Below are 15,728 nucleotides of genomic sequence, written 5' to 3'. Positions count from 1 at the left end.
GCCGGGATAGGGGTGGCGGCGACAGGCCGCGCCGCGGCTGAGGGAGGCCCCCGACTTGGACAACATGCGCGCCATCGTGCTGATGGTCGTGTCGATGGCGCTGTTCGCGCTGGAAGACATGTTCCTGAAACTGGCGCTGGCACGGCAGCCGCTGGGTCAGGTGCTGCTGATCCTGGGTGTCGTGGGCGCGGTGATCTTCGCTCGTCTGGCCGCGCGCGAGGGGCAGCGGGTGCTGACCCCCGCCCTGGCCTCGCCCGCGCTTCTGGCCCGCAACATCGGCGAGATGATCGGCACATGGGGCTTCGTCACCGCGCTGGCGACGATCCCGCTGACCACGGCCACCGCGGTGTTCCAGGCGATCCCGCTGGCGGTGACGATGGCCGCGGCGCTGGTTCTGGGCGAAACCGTGGGCTGGCGGCGCTGGCTGGCGGTGGGCACCGGCTTCATGGGCATGCTGCTGATCATCCGGCCGGGCGGCGCCGATTTCAGCGCGGCGCTGCTGTGGCCGCTGCTGGCCGTGGCCGGGCTGACGGTGCGCGACATCGCCACCCGGCGCATCCCGGACGGCATCGGCACCATGCAGGTGGCCAGTTCCGGCATGGGATCGGTGGCGCTGCTGGGTCTGATCCTGGTCCTCGCGGGCGATGCGCCGGTCTGGCCCGGACCGGCCGGCGCCTGGCCCATCGCGGCGGCGACCGTCTGCGGCATCGCCGGATACTGGGCGATCACCGCGGCGATGCGCGTGGGCGAGGTGTCGGCGGTGACGCCCTTCCGCTACATGCGGCTGGTCTTCGCGCTTGTCATCGGCACGACGGTCTTCGCCGAACGCCCCGACGCCCTGACCCTGGCCGGCAGCGGGCTGATCGTGGGATCGGGCCTCTATGCTGCCTGGCGCGAGCGCAAACGGCAGCGCAAACGGTGATGCCGCGGCTTTCCTTGCCAAAGTCCCCGCGCTAAGCAGGGCGCGAAGCCGGGACAGCCTGAGGAGGCAGATCGACCATGAGCACGATCATCGACATCCACGCGCGCGAAATTCTCGACAGCCGGGGCAACCCGACCGTCGAGGTGGACGTGATCCTCGAAGACGGCACGATGGGCCGGGCCGCGGTGCCCTCGGGCGCCTCGACCGGCGCGCATGAGGCGGTGGAAAAGCGCGACGGCGACAAGGGGCGCTACCTGGGCAAGGGCGTGCTCGAGGCGGTGGCTGCGGTCAACGGCGAACTGGCCGAGAACCTCGTGGGCGAGGACGCGACCGAGCAGGTGGCCATCGACCGCATGATGATCGAGATCGACGGCACCCCGAACAAGGGCCGGCTCGGCGCCAACGCGATCCTCGGCGTCAGCCTCGCGGTCGCCAAGGCGGCGGCGGATTTCACCAGCCAGCCGCTGTACCGCTATGTGGGCGGAACTTCCGCCCGGATGCTGCCGGTGCCGATGATGAACATCATCAATGGCGGTGCCCATGCCGACAATCCGATCGACATCCAGGAATTCATGATCATGCCCGTCGGCGCCGCGAATATCCGCGAGGCGGTGCGCATGGGTTCCGAGGTCTTCCACACGCTGAAGAAGGAACTGTCGGCGGCGGGCCTGTCCACCGGCATCGGCGACGAGGGCGGCTTTGCGCCCAACATCAGCTCCACCCGCGATGCGCTGGATTTCATTCTGAAATCCATCGACAAGGCGGGCTACAAGGCCGGCGAGGACATCTATCTGGCGCTGGATTGCGCAGCGACCGAATACTTCAAGAACGGCTCCTATGTACTTGAAGGCGAAGGCAAGACGCTGTCGGCCGCCCAGAATGTCGATTACCTCGCCGCGCTCTGCGCCGACTATCCGATCATCTCGATCGAGGATGGCTGCGCCGAGGATGACTGGGAGGGCTGGAAGTTGCTGACCGACCGTCTGGGCGGCACGGTGCAGTTGGTCGGCGACGACCTCTTCGTGACCAACCCCGCGCGTCTGGCAGAGGGCATCCGGCGCGGCTGTGCCAATTCCATGCTGGTCAAGGTCAACCAGATCGGCACCCTGACCGAGACGCTGCAGGCTGTCGAGATGGCGCATCGCGCCGGCTATACCAACGTGATGTCGCACCGGTCGGGCGAGACCGAGGATGCCACCATCGCCGATCTGGCCGTCGCCACCAATTGCGGGCAGATCAAGACCGGCAGCCTTGCCCGGTCGGACCGGCTGGCGAAATACAACCAGCTGATCCGGATCGAGGAAATGCTGGGCGAGACGGCGGACTATGCCGGCCGCTCGATCCTGAAGGGCTGAGACACGCAACACGGCACCGCCCGGGCCGCGCGCGCGCGCCCCGGGCGGTGCCGGTCAGTTTTGCGCGGGCACGCATTCCGCGCCGTATTCCGGCAAGGAGAACGGGCAGCGGCAGGTGCCCTCGACCTCGCAGGTCATGAGCGGGATGTCGTAATTCGGCCTGTCGCCGCGAAAGGCCCGGAAGAACGGCCGGTACCACATCAGGTTGCCGGGCCGGCCGTCGCGGATCTGGCCGATGACGTTCACCAGGTAGTCGAGCTCCGTCTCGCCCCGCTCGTTGACCGTGTTCAGCGGGACGTGCATCTTGTACATCTCGATTGCGGCCTCGAAGTTGCCATAGGTGACGGCGGTGGACAGCAGCGAGACGCCGGGCGAGCAGCGGATGCCGGGATAGAGGTCAAGCACATGACCCGCCTGGTATTTCTCCCGGTAGATGTCGAACATCCGGTTGAAGACGTCCCTGCGCAACTCGCTGTCGCCGACCGGATGCCCCACCGCGTTGCAGAAGGCGAAGGCATCGTCCTGCGACAGGATCAGCCCCGTGCCCCGCCCTGCGTCCAGCCAAGGCACGATCGGGTCGAAGCGGGTCTCGACCCGGGTGGGGCCGATATCGGTGAAGTCGATGATCAGGCTCTGCGGCCCGCAGATCGGGCAATCGGCGGCGAAGGCGCTGCCAGGGGCGAGGGCGATCAGGGCGATCGCCAAGCGGCGAAGAAGCATGGGCGAACCTCGGGTCATGTTCTGCCGACCATGCCGAAACGGCGGCCCGTGGCAAGCCTTGGGGTGGCAGGCCCCGGGTCTGCCCGGCAGACCCGCCGCGGCAGACTATGCGTCAGGATCGTAGCCGAAAATACTGAAATCCCGCGCATAAAGCCGCGCGACCATCGCCCGCGTCTCGGCGTCGTAATGCTGCGCCCGCTTGGCCGAGGCGCCGGTGCTGGGTCCGGCGGGGCGCAGGTCCAGAACCGTATCGGCGCCGAAACCGCGATGAAGCGCGGTCTGAAGATCGGCCTCCAACGTCTCGAACCGGCCGATGAAATCGAAGCGGTCCACCGGCAGCAGCAGCACATCGCTTTGCGGCGCCCAATGGATGTCATGCCACAGCCCGCCCGCCGCGAGGAATTCGACGAAATCGCGAAAGACCGGGGGGCGCGGCGCGGGCGGGTCGAACCAGGCATAGAAGGGCCGCGACTGCGCCGCCCGGCTGAGGATCTTGCCCAGAAAGGCCGACAGGGTGCGGGTATAGGGGTTGCGGACGACGGTGAAGCGGAACCAGCCGCTGTCGGGATCGGCCAGTTCCGCCGCACGGCGTGGGCCGAGGCGCGAGGGCCGGGTCATCAGCTCTTTCGCCCGCCCGCCGCGCGCCAGCGCCGCGCCATGCCCGCCCTGCAGTGCCAGCGCCCGGCTGATGGTGGAATTGGCGACCTTGGGCATCCGGCTGTAGAACACCCGCTGCGCCGGCAGGATCGCCCCCCGCGGGTCGAGCGTGGTCAGCGCCAGCGGCCCCGCCACCGGAAAACGCCGGTAGAAGGGCAGCAGCCGGTTGCCCATCGCGGTGACCAGCCCGTCATGGGCGGCCCCGCGCGGCGGCATCTTCGGCGCCGGGCGGGCGGCGGGAGGGTCGGTCTCGGCGGTCATCCGGGCTCGGGCGCGGCTTGCGGTCACCGCGACCCTAGGCGGGCGCGGCGGTGCCCGCAAGCGGGCGGTCAGTCATCCCACCACTGGCCCTCGGCCTGCGGCAGCTCGCGCAGCGCATCCTCGGAATAGCGGGTGACATAGAAGATGTCATTGTTCACCCGCACCGCGCGCAGTTCGGCCGGCTCCAGCAGCACCTCGTGATCGCCGAGGCCGAGGAAGCCACCGATCTCGGCCAGCACGCCCACGACCTGGCCCTCGGGGTCCAGCATGATGTCCTCCACCTCGCCGATTTCCACCCATTCGGCGGGAACGGCGGTGAAGGTGTCGGCCAGCGACCAGTCGCCATTGGGCAGAGACACGGCATAAAGCGGCTTGTCGATCGCCTCGCTGGCGGGCCAAAGGCCGGACAGGTCCGATCCGGCCAGCGCCGGGGCGGCGACGGGCGCCCCTTCGCCCGCGGCGGCCGCGGATTCGGGGGCGGCCGCCTCGGCGGGCGGCGCGGTGGTCGCGTCCTGCGCGGCGACCGGCAGCGCCGCCATCAGCGCGACCGGCAGGGACAGAAGGACGGGGCGAAGGATGGGACGGGTCATCATGGCTCCTGCATCGGCCCGGCCGGCAGCCGGGGCTTCCATGGGGAAACCGGCCCCGGCCCGCGCCGGTTCCCGGAAAGTCGCCTCAGGCCGGCCGCGAGATCCGCGCCCCGCCCACCGCCGCCGCCACCCCGGTGGTGCCGGGGCAAGAGGTCGGCAGCCCGTGCAGCGCCCGCACCGCGAGAAAGGCGAAGGCCTGCGCCTCCAGCATGTCGCCGTCCAGCCCTGCCGCCTCGACCGGTTCGACCGCGATGCCGGGCAGCCGCGCCGCCAGCATCCCCATCAGCGTGGCATTGTGCCGCCCGCCGCCCCCGACCAGCATCCGCGCGGGCCGGGCGGGCAGATGCTCCATCCCCCGCGCCACCGCCGCCGCGCAGGCCGCGGTCAGCGTCGCCGCAGCATCGGCATCCGCCAGCCCCGCGACCCGGTCGAAGAGCGCGTGGAACGCGTTCCGGTCCAGCGATTTCGGCGGCATCTTCCAGAAGAACGGATGGTCGAGGAAAGCCTCCAGCACCGCATCGTCCACCGCCCCCCCGGCCGCGAGCGCCCCGCCCTCGTCCTGCGCGAGCCCCCGCCGCGCCTGCATCAGGTCGTTCACCGGCGCATTGGCCGGCCCGGTATCGAAGGCGAGCAGCGCGCCGGGCGCCTCGGGCGCGCTGCGGGCGGGATCGACGAAGGTCAGGTTGCCCACCCCCCCGAGGTTCAGGAAGGCCAGCGGCGCGGTGGCCCCGATCCGCCCGGCACAGGCGAAATGGTAGAAGGGGGCCAGCGGCGCGCCCTGCCCGCCCATCCGCATGTCGGCCGAGCGGAAATCCCAGACCACCGGCAGGTCCAGCGCCCGGGCCAGCACCTCGCCATCGCCCGCCTGATGGGTGCGCCCGCCCTGCGGGTCATGGGCCAGCGTTTGGCCGTGGAACCCCACCAGATCGGCCCCCGAAAAGCGCGACAGCAGCTCGCAATGCGCGATCTCCACCACCTCTGCCGCCGCCGCCACGCCCGGGTCCCCCGGCCAGAGGCCGAGCGCCGCGGCCAGAACGGCCCTTTCCCCGGCGCTGTAGGGGCGAAAGGCGGTGGGGCCGAAGTCGAGGATGCGCTGCCCGTCGGTCAGCACCATCGCCGCATCCACCCCGTCCAGCGAGGTGCCCGACATGCAGCCGAGCGCCCAGACCGGGCCGCTGCCCGCCACCGGACCCGCGCGATGACCCGCATTCCGCACCATCGCCGCCATGGCTTTCCCTCCGCTGTCGCGACAGGTATATCCGCCTGCAAAGAAAGGGGACAACCATGACCTGGCATCCGAAGTCCGATTTCCTGCAGGTGATGATCCAGCGGGGATACATGGCCGACTGCACCGACCTTCAGGCGCTGGACCAGGCGCTGATGGGCGGGGTGGTACCGGCCTATATCGGCTACGATGCCACCGCGGCCTCGCTGCATGTCGGGCACCTTCTGAACATCATGATGCTGCGCTGGCTGCAGAAGACCGGGCATCGCCCGATCACGCTGATGGGCGGCGGCACCACCAAGGTCGGCGATCCCTCCTTCCGCAGCGAGGAGCGGCCGCTGCTGACGCCCGCGCAGATCGACGCCAATATCGACGGAATGCAGCAGGTCTTCGCCCGCTACCTGTCCTATGATGCGGGCGCGACCGGCGCGCTGATGCTGAACAATGCCGAATGGCTCGACAGCCTGAACTACCTCGATTTCCTGCGCGACATCGGGCGGCATTTCAGCGTCAACCGCATGCTCAGCTTCGAGAGCGTGAAGTCGCGGCTGGACCGGGAACAGAGCCTGTCCTTCCTCGAATTCAACTACATGATCCTGCAGGCCTACGATTTCCTCGAACTGAACCGCCGCTATGGCTGCCTGTTGCAGATGGGCGGGTCGGACCAGTGGGGCAATATCGTCAACGGCATCGACCTGACCCGGCGGGTGCTGGATCACGAGATCTTCGGCCTGACCTCGCCGCTCTTGACGACTTCGGACGGGCGCAAGATGGGCAAATCGCAGGGCGGCGCGGTCTGGCTGAACGCGGCGATGCTGTCGCCCTACGAGTTCTGGCAGTTCTGGCGCAACACCACCGATGCCGATGTCGGACGGTTCCTGAAGCTCTACACCGAACTTCCCGTCGAGGAATGCGACCGTCTGGGCGCGCTGGCGGGGTCGGAGATCAATGCCGCCAAGGCGATCCTCGCCAATGAGGTGACGGCGCTTCTGCACGGGGCCGATGCCGCGGCGGCGGCCGAGGCCACGGCGCGCGAGGTGTTCGAGAAGGGCGGGATCGGAGAGGATCTGCCGACGCTCGCCCTGCCCGCCGCCGAACTGACCGAGGGCATCAGCCTTGCGCAGCTGGTGGTGCGGTCGGGTCTGGCGAAATCCGGCAAGGATGCCAAGCGGCTGATCGCGGAAGGGGGGCTGCGGGTGGACGATGCGGCGGAAACCGATGCCGGGCGCATCTTCACCGCCGCCGATCTGGCCGCGCCGGTGAAGCTGTCGGCGGGGCGCAAGCGGCACGCGCTGGTGACGACCGGCTGAGCCGCGACCGCGCCGCCCCGTCTTGTCGACGGAAATATCCTCGGGAGGGGTCGAAAGGGTCCGGGGAGGGCGGACAGCCCTCCCCGGCGCCACCCGTCCCGAATGCGGTCAGGCCGCGCCTTCCGCAGCGCCTTGCAGCGTCGGATAGTCGGTATAGCCCGCCGCGCCACCGCCGTAATAGGTGTCGCGGTCGCCTTCGGCCAGCGGCGCGTCGCGCTCCAGCCGCTCGACAAGGTCGGGGTTCGCGATGAAGGGCCGCCCGAAGGCCACCGCATCCGCCCGGCCCTCGGCCACCGCCGCGATCGCCATCGCCCGGTTATAGCCGTTATTGGCGATCCAGGGGCCATCGAAAGCGGCGCGCAGCTTCGCCAGTTCCTCGGCCGGGGCGTTGCGGTCGCCGCCGGTCTGGCCCTCGACCACATGCAGGAAGGCTAGGCCGAAGCCGTTCAGCACCTCGACCACGCGGCCGAACAGCGCCGGCGTGTCGCTGTCGATGCCGACATTGTTGGCGTTCGACCAGGGGCTGATGCGGATGCCGGTGCGGCCGCCGCCCAGGACCCCCGTCACCGCCGCCACCACCTCGCGCAGGAAGCGGACGCGGTTCTCGATGCTGCCGCCATAGCCGTCGGTCCGGTGGTTGGAGCTGTCCCGCAGGAACTGGTCGATCAGATAGCCGTTGGCGCCATGGATCTCGACCCCGTCGAAGCCGGCCTCCTCGGCGCAGCGCGCGGCATGGGCATAGTCGGCGACGATGCGGGCGATCTCCGCCTCGGTCAGTTCGCGCGGCACCGAGGTTTCGACAAATCCGGTGCCGTCGAAGGTCTTCGACCCGGCCCCGAGGGCCGAGGGCGCGACCGGCGCGGCCCCGCCCGGCTGCAGCGACACATGGCTGATCCGGCCCACATGCCACAGCTGCGCGACGATGCGCCCGCCCTTGGCATGCACCGCCTCGGTCACCCGCTTCCAGCCGGCCACCTGTTCCGGGCTGTGGATGCCGGGCGTCCAGGCATAGCCCTTGCCCTCGGGCGAGATCTGCGTGCCCTCGCTGACGATCAGCCCGGCGCCGGCGCGCTGCGCGTAATAGGTCGCGTGCAGGTCGTGGGGCGTGTCATCCTCGGGCCTGGCGCGGTTGCGGGTCAGGGGCGCCATCACGACGCGGTTCTTCAGCGGGATCTGTCCCAGCGTCGTCGGGGTGAACAATGCGTCTGTCATCGTCGGTCCTCATTCCGTCCCCCCCGGCAGTCGAGATAGGGCGCGCCGCGGGCCAGAGGAAGGGCCGGCCCGCCGGAACCCTGCGGCAGCGTGCCGGTTGGCGCAGAGGTGCTTGCGCCGCCCCGGCCCCGGATGAGAGACCGGACCGGCGGCGTCGGCCGGCACGAATGGGAGTCGAGGATGCAGCAGCGGGACGGGCAGCCGCCGGAGGCGCCGGAGACCGGGGCGGAGACCGGCAGCGCGGGAGAAGAGCCCCGGTCGCTGATGCAGATCCTGTCGCGCGCACGGCTGGCGGCGCAGGCAGAGGCCGCGGATCCCGAGGACGGCCCCCCGGGCGACCACCAGGGCAACGGCGCCCATGACGGCCGCATCTCGGTCGAGGAGGCGGTGGCGGCGATGGGCCATGCCTCCTTCATCCCGGTGATGATGCTGCCGGCGCTCCTGGTCTTCTCGCCGCTCAGCGGCATCCCGATCCTGCCCTCGGTTTGCGGCATGATCATCGCGCTGATCGCGGCGCAGATGCTGGTGGGCCGACAGAGCCTGTGGCTGCCCGGGGTGATCCTGCGCCGCACCCTGCCGGCAGGGCGGCTGGATCAGTCCCTGGCCTGGGTGGAGCGGCCGGCCCGCTGGATCGACGCCCATACCGGCAAGCGCATCGGCTGGCTGACGCGGGCGCCGGGGCGGCAATTGCTGCTGCTGGCCTGCATGGTCAGCGGCGGGGTGATGCCGCTGCTGGAACTGGTGCCCTTCACCTCGTCGATCCTCGGCGCCGCGATCACCATCATGTCGCTGGCGCTGCTGGTGCGCGACGGGCTGCTGGCGCTGATCGGGCTGGCATTCGTGGCAGGCGCGGCGGCGGTGCTGCTGACGGTCACCGGAGTCCTCTAGACCGGCTCGATATCGCCCTCGGCCCGGGCGGCGTGGAAGCCGGTCACGAATTCCGCCAGCTGCCCCGCCGCGATGGCCGCGCGCAGGCCCGCCATCAGCTCCTGATAGTAATGCAGGTTGTGCCAGGTCAGCAGCATGCCGGAAATCATCTCGCCCGCGCGGAAGACGTGGTGCAGATAGGCGCGGCTGTAGCCCCGGCAGGCGGGGCAGCTGCAGTCCTCGTCCAGCGGGCGCGGATCGTCGGCATGGCGGGCGTTCTTGATGTTGACCTGCCCGCGCCGGGTCCAGGCCTGCCCGGTCCGGCCCGAACGCGAGGGCAGCACGCAATCCATCATGTCGACGCCGCGTTCCACCGCGCCGACGATGTCGTCGGGCTTGCCCACGCCCATCAGGTAGCGCGGCTTGTCTTCGGGCAGCATCCCGGGCGCATAGTCCAGCACCCCGAACATCGCCGCCTGCCCCTCGCCCACCGCCAGCCCGCCGATGGCATAGCCGTCGAAGCCGATGGCGCGCAGGGTCTCGGCGCTTTCGGCGCGCAACTCTTGCGTCACCCCGCCCTGCTGGATGCCGAACAGCGCATGGCCCGGCCGGTCGCCGAAGGCCGCCTTCGACCGTTCCGCCCACCGCATCGACAGCCGCATCGCGCGGGCCACCTCATCCTCGGTCGCGGGCAGCGCCGGGCATTCGTCGAAGGCCATCACGATGTCGGACCCCAGCAGGCGCTGGATCTCCATGCTGCGTTCGGGGCTGAGCATGTGGCGCGAGCCGTCGATATGGCTGGCGAAGGTCACGCCCTCTTCGGTCAGCTTGCGCAGGGCGGCGAGGCTCATCACCTGGAAGCCGCCGGAATCCGTCAGGATCGGCCCCTCCCAGTTCATGAAGCGGTGCAGCCCCCCCATCCGCGCCACCCGTTCCGCCGTGGGCCGCAGCATCAGGTGATAGGTGTTGCCCAGCAGGATATCCGCCCCCGTCGCCCGCACGCTGTCGGGCAGCATCGCCTTGACGGTGGCGGCGGTGCCCACGGGCATGAAGGCCGGCGTGCGGATCTCGCCCCGGGGGGTGGAGATGGTCCCGGTCCGGGCGGCCCCGTCGGTGGCGGCGATCTGGAAGGCGAAGCGGGTCATGGCCGGGGGGGTATAGCGGGCGGGGGGCGGTGGGGGAAGGGGTTCCCGCTAGACAAGCAAACTTCGCATCAAATAGATTCCGACCAAGGCAGCGAAGAGAAATTGATCAAATGAGCGCGAACACTATTGTACTGAAAGATGGAATAAACATCGGCCAAAATGGTGCCGAACATGATGATGACCTCTTATTCAATTGTTTCGTCGATCACCCCGCATATGCAGAAGTTACAGAGGTCAATACGTCAAAGACCTTTCTGCTCGGAAGTACTGGATCAGGTAAAACCGCCATCCTGCGCATGATTCAGCAGCGAAAAGACCATACCGCACCACTTGCAATTCACGACATGGCGATGAACCACATCGCCAGCAGCGACACCATCTTGTTTTTAAAAACGCTTGATGTTGATCTGACGCTATATTTCCAAGCTCTATGGAGGCATGTATTTGTAATCGAATATATCAAACTAGCGTTAAACTGTCAGACCAAAGATCAGTTCAGCTTCAGGTTCTCAAACATAGTCGCAGCAATTGGAATAAGTCAGAAGCGAGAGAAACTGGAAAAATTTGTTGAGCGCCATGAAACCAATTTTTGGAATACTATTGACGAGAACGTTGTTGAACTAGCCCAAGAACTTGAACGGTCCTTCAACGCCGAATTTGGTGGAGAAGTGAGAAAGTTCTCAGCTAAAGCCGGTTACGTCCATACATTGGGAAGCCAGCAGAAAGTACAACTCCAGCAACGGGCCAAACAGTTTATAAATCGTTCTTCGCTGTCAGAAATTCCAGCGGTGACTGATGCCCTCGCAGAATATACACGCGGCCGACAGGACCGATTCTATATCACCGTCGACGGCCTGGACGAACACTGGGTCGATGACAATATCAAGTTTCAGCTTCTGCAAGCGATGTTTGAGGCACTGAAAGCCCTAAAGAGTCTCCGTAATTTTCAAGTAGTTGTCGCACTTAGAAATGACCTCTACATTAAAATGATCCGTGAAACTCCTGCCTCTCAGCGCCAAATCGAGAAGTATGAAGATCTAATCATCCGCATGAAGTGGAGCAAAGCACAGCTGAGGGAGCTCGCAGATAAACGCATTCGAGAGATTTTCAAGCGAAAGTATTCGTCAGTCAACGTTGATTTCGACGATATCTTTAAACAGTATCCCGACAGTCGGACATCCCCTTGGGATTATATTTTCGACCGAACGCTTCGCCGGCCACGAGACGTAATCAATTTCATAAACCTTGCCCTACAAGCTTCGGTGGGAAAGTCTGCAGTCAGTAAGAACAACTTTCTGCAGGGAGAGGCAAGTTATTCGAATCTTCGTTACGAGACGCTGGTGCACGAGTGGTCAGGGACATTTCCCGCAATAAGACCATTGATTGAACTGCTTCGAGACAAGCCTGTTTACCGTAAAGCCGCCGAATTTTTGCACAGTCACTTCATTGACGAGGCATATTATCTGTTAGGCGCCGAACAAGAGAATCACAATGATGAAATATGGGGACAAATCAATGATTCGATAAACAACGTACACCACTTGGAACCGCTTTCTCTGGCGCGCCAGATTCTCTACAGGCTGCACCTAATTGGCGCGATAGGCCTTAAGCTTCGAGAAGAGCGGCCTTGGGACTGGATCTTCGATACAAACCGACCAGTAGCCGAAGAGCAAATCGACTCCTCTACCAAGTTTCGCGTGCACCCAATGTTGTTTGTAGCTCTTGGCATCAGGGGGAAATAGGCCCCCTCCCCCTCACCCCACCAGACACGCCCCCAAGGCATGATAGAGATCCGGCTTCCCGAAGAACGGGTCGCTGGAGGGGCGGCCCTCGGCGTCGATCTGGGGGTGCCAGCCGCCGTGGCGGTGGTCGATGAAGCGGGTGGCGGCCAGGTCCCAGAGGCGGCGGTACCAGCCTTCGGCCTCGGGCAGGTGGGGGGTCAGCGCGCGGGCGGCGCCGATGCCTTCGCAGACGGGCCACCAGAAGCGGTCGGCGATCTCCACCCGGTCGTCCCAGCCGACGGTATAGACGATGCCGCCGCGATCCGCGTCCCAGCCGAGCGCCAGCGCGCGGGCGAACAGGCCCTTCGCCGCCTCGATCATCCAGGGCCGCCCGCCGGTGGCGCGGTCGAGCTCCACCAGCAGCCGCGCCCATTCCAGCCCGTGGCCGGGGGTGATGCCCGCGGGGCGGAACATCGGGTCGCCGCGATAGCCGCGGTCGAGCTGCCAGTCCTCGTCGAAATGCTCGCCGAGCCGCCAGCCCGTCGCCCGCGCCAGCCGGTTGACGATCAGGTCGGCGATGCGTTCGGCCCGGGTCAGGAACAGCGCGTCGCCCGTGGCGCGATGGGCGGCCATCAGCGCCTCGACCATGTGCATGTTGCTGTTCTGGCCGCGATAGCCGCGGATCTCGGTCCAGTCCGGCTCGAACTCCTCGCGCAGCGCGCCCGCCGCCTCGTCCCAGAAGTGCCGGTCGATCACCGCCGCCGCCTCGTCCAGCAGGTCGCGGCCCGCCGCATGGCCCGCCCGCGCGGCGCTGGCCCCGGCCAGCAGCACGAAGGCATGGCCATAGGCGGTCTTGCGCCCCCGCCGCGCCCCGTCCGCCCGGGCCGACCACAGCCAGCCGCCGCGATCCGGATCGCGATGCGCGTCGCGCAGGAAGCGCAGCCCATGTTCCACGACCGGCGCGGCACCGGGGCGGCCGGCGATCTCCGCCAGCGCGAAGCAATGCACCATCCGCGTCGTGTCGTGGATGTCGCGAAAGCCGTCGCCGGGCCGGGGCCGGCCCTCGGTATCCAGCGTGTGGAACCCGCCCGCCGAGTCCGCCGCGCCCTCGAAGAAGCGCCACAGCCGGTCTGCCTGATCGGCGAGCCAGGCGCGATGGGCGGGGCGTCGGGTCCAGGGCGTGTCGGGGGTGGCGTCGGTATCGTGGGGCATCGGCAGTCCTCGGGTCGCGGGTTGGTGCCGTTCTAGCCGCTGCCCCGCCGCGGCGAAATGCCCGATCCGCTGGCGCCCGCCGCCCGCTCCGCTATGGTCCTTGCAAAGCGGAGAGAGGAGCGCCGATGCCCGACAGACGCCAGACCATCCGCCTCGCCCTCGGCGCGGCGCTGCTGCCCCTCGCCGCCCGCGCGCAGGAGGGGCCGCTGCTCGAGGCGCCGCCCCTGCCCGAGCCGCGCGCGGTCACCCATGACCCCGACGCCCCCGCGCTCGGCAATCCGCAGGGCGACGTGACGGTGGTCTGCTGGTTCGACTACCAGTGCCCGTATTGCAAGGCCGAATACCCGATGCTGATGGCGGAACTGGACCGCGATCCCGGCCTGCGGCTGGTGATGAAGGACCTGCCGCTGCTGGGGCCGCTGTCGCTGCTGGCGGCGCAGCGGGTGCTGGGGACGGTGCGGCAGGGCGGCTATGCCCCCGCGCTCGATGCGCTGATGCGGGCGCGGGGCCGTCTGACCCCCGCCGGCATCGACCGCGGGCTGGCCCGCGCGGGCATTGCCCCGGCCGAGGCGGAGCGCGCCTATCGGGCCGCGGCCGACCTCTGGGCCGGGCTCTTGCGGCGCAACCTGCTGCAGGCCGAGGCCTTCGGGCTGATCGGCACGCCCGCCTATCTTGTGGGGCGCGACCTCTTCCCCGGCACCGTTGGCCGCGCCAACCTGCGCGCCGCCATCCGCAGCGCCCGCGCCGGCTGAGCCGCCGTCTCCAGCGGGCCGGGCTCCGCGCCCGCCGTCAGACCGTCCAGCAGCGCCACCAGGCGCGCCAGTTGCCGCAGATCGCTGTCGCTCAGCCGTGCTGGATGCATCACCGGCCCTCCTCGCCGTCGGGGATCACGTCCCCCGCCTGGTCCCGCCCCGCCAGCAGCCGCCGCACCGCGGGCATCACGAAATGCACGAAGCTCGCCTCTTCCGGCGGCAGGTGCCCAGGCGTGCCGCGGCCGCCGCAAAGCGGACAGTCCGGCACCTCGCCCCAGCAGGCGGGACAGGCGCCGAGCGCCGCGGCCAGCAGCGCGATGCGCTCGCCGCCCGGGGCAGGCGTCTCGCCCCCGCCTGCGGGACCGGCACCCCCGGAAGGGACGGGGGGGATGCCGGCCCCGCTGCCCGCCGCCGCCAGCGCATGAAGCGCCCGCAGCAACGGGTCCTCGGCGCCGGTCCGGGGCGATGCGCCGAGAATCTCGAGTGTGTCGCGCAGGGCCGGCAGGGGCCGGTCCGCGCCTTCCGTGGCGCCGTCCTCCGCCGGGGAAGGCGTGGCGCCGCAGTCCTCTGTCCGGTCGCCGCTGCCACCGGGTCGCGTGGCGCCCCCGGGACCGCCCGGCCGCCGCCGTCGCGCCATCGCCTACCGCCCCCGCAGCCAGTCCGTCAGCGCGTCCTCGTCCGGCCGCCGGCCGGGCGCCGCGGGGCCGAGGAACAGCAGCTGGTCGGCCAGCCGTTGCACCTCGTCGCGCAGGGCCACCACCAGATCGCCGCTGTCGAAGCCGGACCCCGCCGCGTTGCTGACCCGGCCCGGCAGGCCCGCGGCGGCATTGATCAGGCCCTGCTGCACCTCGGGCCGCTGCAACAGCGCCAGCAGCCGCACCAGCCCGCGATATTCGGCGGGGCCGAAGGGCGCGGGGCCGGGCAGCACCCGGTCGATCGCCCGCGCCACCGCCTGCGGCACGAGGTCCGGCAGGCGCGGCTCTGACATCTCGTGGGCCGCGGCACCGGCCATCGCCCCCTGCCGACGCGCGCTGTCCGTGCTGCGGGTCGGCCGGCGCGGCACTGCCTCGCCGCCCTCGCCCTGCCACAGCGGTCGCGGCGGGGCGCCGTCCGGATCGGCCCCGGGCAGGCGCGGCGGCTTGCCGCGGCGCCGGTCATCCCCGCCGTCCAGCGGCGGCAGCGCCGGCAGGTCCAGCGACTGGCGGGCCGCGCGCACTGCCGCCCCGGCCTGATCCAGTGCCTCGGCCACGCTCTTCAGGCAGTCGGTGAAGCCCTGCACCTCGCGCTGGTCCATCCGTTCGAGGATTCGCGCCAGCCGTGTCGCCAGTTCGGCATCGTCCAGCAGGGCCATGCCGAACAGCACCCGCCGCGCCGCCGCAAGGACGCTTGGCCCCTGCGATGCACCGAACTCCTCGCACAGCAGGGGTTCGTGGGCCGGGGATGCATCCTCGAGAAACCCTTCCCAGGATGCGGCGGGCACGAAGAAGGCCGGTCCGAGCGGATGCGATTTCATCGGGCGTCTCCTCTGTTCCGGCCCGGTCGCGCAGGCCGTACCCCTGAGTCGCCCGGGCGCGTGAATTGCCCGTGAAAGCTGCGGCAAAAGAACGGGCGCCGGCGTGAAACCGGCGCCCTCCGTGTCAGGTTCCGGCGGGACTACGCCTGCTCACCAGCCGCGCGGGGCCGGGCCGGGCGGCAGGACCGGCACCGTTCCGGGCGCCGCGCCCGTCTCGGCCGCCAGCAGCGCCGCGGCCTCCGCCCGGCCGGGCAGCGCGGCACCGT

General features: G+C 68.9%; 15 protein-coding genes. 6 read left to right on the top strand and 9 right to left on the bottom strand.

Features of this window, described 5'->3' with window-relative positions; translation table 11 throughout:
• Positions 1–64 precede the first annotated feature (64 nt).
• Together EEY80_RS15200 and eno are read left to right on the top strand one after the other, a co-directional pair.
• Positions 65–922: a DMT family transporter gene (locus EEY80_RS15200; RefSeq protein ID WP_328590532.1), complete on the top strand. Its 858-nt coding sequence runs from the start codon at positions 65–67 to the stop codon at positions 920–922.
• Positions 923–999: 77 nt separating this feature from the next.
• Complete coding sequence (gene eno / locus EEY80_RS15195; RefSeq protein ID WP_126977859.1) at positions 1,000–2,277, top strand: phosphopyruvate hydratase; 1,278 nt, start codon at positions 1,000–1,002, stop codon at positions 2,275–2,277.
• Between the two features lie 54 nt (positions 2,278–2,331).
• Here eno and EEY80_RS15190 read toward each other — a convergent pair whose 3' ends face one another.
• The 4 genes from EEY80_RS15190 to EEY80_RS15175 form a co-directional block, all read right to left on the bottom strand.
• On the bottom strand, positions 2,332–2,997 hold the full coding sequence (locus EEY80_RS15190) for an ankyrin repeat domain-containing protein (protein ID WP_126977857.1): 666 nt from the start codon (positions 2,995–2,997) through the stop codon (positions 2,332–2,334).
• 105 nt (positions 2,998–3,102) lie between these two features.
• Entirely contained in the window at positions 3,103–3,915 is an 813-nt protein-coding gene (locus tag EEY80_RS15185; protein WP_126977855.1) for a sulfotransferase family protein, read from the bottom strand.
• Between the two features lie 68 nt (positions 3,916–3,983).
• Complete coding sequence (locus tag EEY80_RS15180) at positions 3,984–4,505, bottom strand: PRC-barrel domain-containing protein (protein WP_164738275.1); 522 nt, start codon at positions 4,503–4,505, stop codon at positions 3,984–3,986.
• Between the two features lie 85 nt (positions 4,506–4,590).
• On the bottom strand, positions 4,591–5,724 hold the full coding sequence (locus EEY80_RS15175) for an anhydro-N-acetylmuramic acid kinase (protein ID WP_126977994.1): 1,134 nt from the start codon (positions 5,722–5,724) through the stop codon (positions 4,591–4,593).
• A 65-nt stretch (positions 5,725–5,789) separates the two neighbouring features.
• On the opposite strand from EEY80_RS15175, the gene tyrS reads away from it, so the two are divergent.
• Positions 5,790–7,040 (top strand): tyrosine--tRNA ligase, encoded by a 1,251-nt coding sequence (gene tyrS / locus EEY80_RS15170; protein WP_126977851.1) that lies wholly within the window; start codon positions 5,790–5,792, stop codon positions 7,038–7,040.
• Positions 7,041–7,148: 108 nt separating this feature from the next.
• Here the strand turns inward: tyrS and EEY80_RS15165 are convergent, their stop codons facing one another.
• Entirely contained in the window at positions 7,149–8,252 is a 1,104-nt protein-coding gene (locus EEY80_RS15165) for an alkene reductase (RefSeq protein WP_126977849.1), read from the bottom strand.
• Positions 8,253–8,432: 180 nt separating this feature from the next.
• Here EEY80_RS15165 and EEY80_RS15160 point away from each other — a divergent pair, with 180 nt between their 5' ends.
• On the top strand, positions 8,433–9,140 hold the full coding sequence (locus EEY80_RS15160) for an exopolysaccharide biosynthesis protein (protein ID WP_164738274.1): 708 nt from the start codon (positions 8,433–8,435) through the stop codon (positions 9,138–9,140).
• Here EEY80_RS15160 and tgt read toward each other — a convergent pair.
• Positions 9,137–10,264, bottom strand: coding sequence for a tRNA guanosine(34) transglycosylase Tgt (gene tgt / locus EEY80_RS15155; protein ID WP_126977845.1), 1,128 nt, complete (start codon positions 10,262–10,264; stop codon positions 9,137–9,139). The two genes, EEY80_RS15160 and tgt, sit on opposite strands and share 4 nt — an antisense overlap.
• Before the next feature lie 110 nt (positions 10,265–10,374).
• Between tgt and EEY80_RS15150 the strand changes: the two genes are divergently transcribed.
• The gene (locus tag EEY80_RS15150; protein ID WP_126977843.1) at positions 10,375–12,006 is read left to right on the top strand and encodes a P-loop ATPase, Sll1717 family; all 1,632 of its coding nucleotides are present in this window, start codon (positions 10,375–10,377) and stop codon (positions 12,004–12,006) included.
• 12 nt (positions 12,007–12,018) lie between these two features.
• Here the strand turns inward: EEY80_RS15150 and EEY80_RS15145 are convergent, their stop codons facing one another.
• Positions 12,019–13,197: an AGE family epimerase/isomerase gene (locus EEY80_RS15145; protein WP_126977841.1), complete on the bottom strand. Its 1,179-nt coding sequence runs from the start codon at positions 13,195–13,197 to the stop codon at positions 12,019–12,021.
• Between the two features lie 125 nt (positions 13,198–13,322).
• Here EEY80_RS15145 and EEY80_RS15140 point away from each other — a divergent pair, with 125 nt between their 5' ends.
• Positions 13,323–13,949, top strand: coding sequence for a DsbA family protein (locus EEY80_RS15140; protein ID WP_126977839.1), 627 nt, complete (start codon positions 13,323–13,325; stop codon positions 13,947–13,949).
• Between the two features lie 109 nt (positions 13,950–14,058).
• On the opposite strand, the gene EEY80_RS15135 is transcribed toward EEY80_RS15140, so the two are convergent.
• Both EEY80_RS15135 and EEY80_RS15130 read right to left on the bottom strand, forming a co-directional pair.
• Positions 14,059–14,586, bottom strand: a complete 528-nt coding sequence (locus tag EEY80_RS15135; protein ID WP_126977837.1) for a hypothetical protein — start codon at positions 14,584–14,586, stop codon at positions 14,059–14,061.
• A 3-nt stretch (positions 14,587–14,589) separates the two neighbouring features.
• Entirely contained in the window at positions 14,590–15,462 is an 873-nt protein-coding gene (locus tag EEY80_RS15130; RefSeq protein WP_126977835.1) for a hypothetical protein, read from the bottom strand.
• Positions 15,463–15,728 lie beyond the last annotated feature (266 nt).

Origin of the sequence: Frigidibacter oleivorans (assembly GCF_003993775.1) — a bacterium.
GTDB lineage: Bacteria > Pseudomonadota > Alphaproteobacteria > Rhodobacterales > Rhodobacteraceae > Frigidibacter > Frigidibacter oleivorans.
The sequence above is the reverse complement of the archived record's forward strand: the minus strand, read 5'-3'. Positions and strand labels throughout refer to the sequence as shown.

Coding starts and splice junctions, on each gene's coding strand:
- EEY80_RS15200 (WP_328590532.1), top strand. CDS start 65: ATGCGCGCCATCGTGCTGATGGTCGTGTCGATGGCGCTGTTCGCGCTG.
- eno (WP_126977859.1), top strand. CDS start 1,000: ATGAGCACGATCATCGACATCCACGCGCGCGAAATTCTCGACAGCCGG.
- EEY80_RS15190 (WP_126977857.1), bottom strand. CDS start 2,997: ATGCTTCTTCGCCGCTTGGCGATCGCCCTGATCGCCCTCGCCCCTGGC.
- EEY80_RS15185 (WP_126977855.1), bottom strand. CDS start 3,915: ATGACCGCCGAGACCGACCCTCCCGCCGCCCGCCCGGCGCCGAAGATG.
- EEY80_RS15180 (WP_164738275.1), bottom strand. CDS start 4,505: ATGACCCGTCCCATCCTTCGCCCCGTCCTTCTGTCCCTGCCGGTCGCG.
- EEY80_RS15175 (WP_126977994.1), bottom strand. CDS start 5,724: ATGGTGCGGAATGCGGGTCATCGCGCGGGTCCGGTGGCGGGCAGCGGC.
- tyrS (WP_126977851.1), top strand. CDS start 5,790: ATGACCTGGCATCCGAAGTCCGATTTCCTGCAGGTGATGATCCAGCGG.
- EEY80_RS15165 (WP_126977849.1), bottom strand. CDS start 8,252: ATGACAGACGCATTGTTCACCCCGACGACGCTGGGACAGATCCCGCTG.
- EEY80_RS15160 (WP_164738274.1), top strand. CDS start 8,433: ATGCAGCAGCGGGACGGGCAGCCGCCGGAGGCGCCGGAGACCGGGGCG.
- tgt (WP_126977845.1), bottom strand. CDS start 10,264: ATGACCCGCTTCGCCTTCCAGATCGCCGCCACCGACGGGGCCGCCCGG.
- EEY80_RS15150 (WP_126977843.1), top strand. CDS start 10,375: ATGAGCGCGAACACTATTGTACTGAAAGATGGAATAAACATCGGCCAA.
- EEY80_RS15145 (WP_126977841.1), bottom strand. CDS start 13,197: ATGCCCCACGATACCGACGCCACCCCCGACACGCCCTGGACCCGACGC.
- EEY80_RS15140 (WP_126977839.1), top strand. CDS start 13,323: ATGCCCGACAGACGCCAGACCATCCGCCTCGCCCTCGGCGCGGCGCTG.
- EEY80_RS15135 (WP_126977837.1), bottom strand. CDS start 14,586: ATGGCGCGACGGCGGCGGCCGGGCGGTCCCGGGGGCGCCACGCGACCC.
- EEY80_RS15130 (WP_126977835.1), bottom strand. CDS start 15,462: ATGAAATCGCATCCGCTCGGACCGGCCTTCTTCGTGCCCGCCGCATCC.